The 2,088-nt window shown below is 33.8% G+C and carries 1 protein-coding gene; it reads left to right on the top strand.

What is annotated here, in order from left to right; all coding sequences use genetic code 11:
• Positions 1–210: 210 nt before the first annotated feature.
• On the top strand, positions 211–2,061 hold the full coding sequence (locus tag HKP48_RS11150) for an IS1634 family transposase (protein ID WP_296345840.1): 1,851 nt from the start codon (positions 211–213) through the stop codon (positions 2,059–2,061).
• The last annotated feature ends 27 nt before the right edge of the window (positions 2,062–2,088 follow it).

The following is a 2,088-nucleotide window of genomic DNA, read 5'->3' as shown; positions in this document are numbered from 1 at the left end:
ATCCGAAACTTTTCGGCTTTTCTTAGAAAATGGTTTTTAACCCAACTTGCAAATTTTCGCCCAATAATCCTTTAAAAAAGCAGTTTTTTACTTTTTTCTGATGGTTTTAAAAAGTTATATATCTTATTATCAATAATATATATATTTTGAGGTTCGTATGTAGTGACCCATATGTTTGTATATTTGAATAAAAGGTATTATATTTGCCTCATGTATATACGCAAAGTCAACAAAAAGAATAAAAACTCCGATAAAATTTACACCTATTATAGGTTAACGCACTCATACAGAATAGGTAACAAAACCAGACAACGTGTTTTGCTCAATCTTGGGAAGTTGGAAGATTTATCCGCAGATAAGCACAAGGCCTTAGCAGACCGGATTGAAGAGATTTTAACAGGGGCTGTTAATTTTTTTCACGATAGTGATTCTAAAGTAGAAAAATTAGCACAAGATTTTGCTAAAAAAATCATTACAAAAGGAACTTTTTCCTCAAAAAGAGAAACATCTGCTTCTCAAAACAAATCACAATCTACTGATAAGCAATATTATGAAGTTGATTTACAAAGCGCAGATGAGCTTGAGAGTAGAGATTTAGGAGGCTCTTGGGTAGCTAAGCAAGCCTTTGAGCGTTTAAGTATAGATAGTATATTATCTTCCTTAGGAATGTCACAAAAAGCCATAATGATGTCAAAGGTTTTGTTGACGGCAAAGATGATTCACCCTTCAAGTGAATTAGAGACTGAAAGATGGCTCAAAGAAAATGCAGCAACATTAGAACTCTACGATGAACAGAATGATAAAGCTACCAGATACCAACTTTATAAAGTAGCAGAATCCCTTTATACCAATAAAGAAGCGATTGAACAGAAGCTCTACCAGGTGTGTAAAAATATGTTTTCCAGTCGTAGTAAAGTCGTTATTTTTGACCTTACAAATATGCACTTTGAAGGGATGATGAACGCCTCAAATAGAGCAAAGTTTGGGCGTAGCAAACAAAAAAGAAACGATTGCAGACTCATTAGCTTAGCCCTTACAATTGATAGCTTAGGATTTGTAAGAGCAAGTCAATTTTGGGATGGCAATGTAAGCGAACCAAAAACACTTGGGGAAATACTCAAATACGTTGATAAGCAGTTTGATGCAACAAACGAAAAACCACTAATTGTTTTTGATGCAGGATTAAGTACAGAAGAAAATTTGAATTTAGTTCGCAACAAATACGATTATGTATGCGTCAGTAGAAGTGCACCTAAAAGTTTTACTAAGTTAAACCAGAAAGCCACTTTGCTAAAAGATAACAGAGGCAATGAGATACAAGTTACCAAAGTTGAAACAGATAAAGCAGAAACGCTTTTACTAGTAGCAAGCGATCAAAAAAAGAAAAAAGAAGAATCCATAACTAAAAAGCAGACAGAGCGTTTTATAGAGCGATTAAACTACCTCAAGGATGGTCTTGGTAAGCCAAGAAGATTGAAAACCACAACAAAAGTAAAAGAGCATGTTGGCAAAATAAGAAAACAATTTTCCAAAACAGCAAAACACTATTCTATAACTTATCAAGAGGATAAAGATAAAGGTGTTATAACTGATATTTCATGGCAGGTAAAGCAAGATCATAAAACTAAAAACGGCCAGTATTTTTTGAGGTACTCAAAGAAAAACCTTACCGATAAAGAAATATGGGAAGCCTACAACCTAACCAGAGAAGTAGAAGCAAGTTTCCGTTGTCTAAAATCAGACCTCAATGTAAGACCAATCTTTCATCAAAAAGACCAATATATAGAGGCGCATATTTGGCTATCCATTCTGGCTTATCAAGTCGTTAATTATATAACAGCAACCCTAAAAGAGCAGAATATAAAATACTCATGGAAAACAATTGTTGAAAAGCTCAAAGCTCAACGCATCACTACAACAAGCATGAATGCAAAAGACAATAAAAAAGCATATATCAAGACTTGCACAGAACCCAATAAAGGCCTCAAAAAAATCTATGAAGCCCTAAAATTTAAAGAAAGACCTTTCACAAGAAAAACAAAAGTAGTGACCCAATTCTAAAATATGAATTTTAAGTCACTCATAGCC

The organism is Winogradskyella sp. (genome assembly GCF_013042245.1).
Taxonomy (GTDB): Bacteria; Bacteroidota; Bacteroidia; order Flavobacteriales; family Flavobacteriaceae; genus Winogradskyella.
This window is presented reverse-complemented; position numbering and strand designations above follow the sequence as displayed.

Coding starts and splice junctions, on each gene's coding strand:
- HKP48_RS11150 (WP_296345840.1), top strand. CDS start 211: ATGTATATACGCAAAGTCAACAAAAAGAATAAAAACTCCGATAAAATT.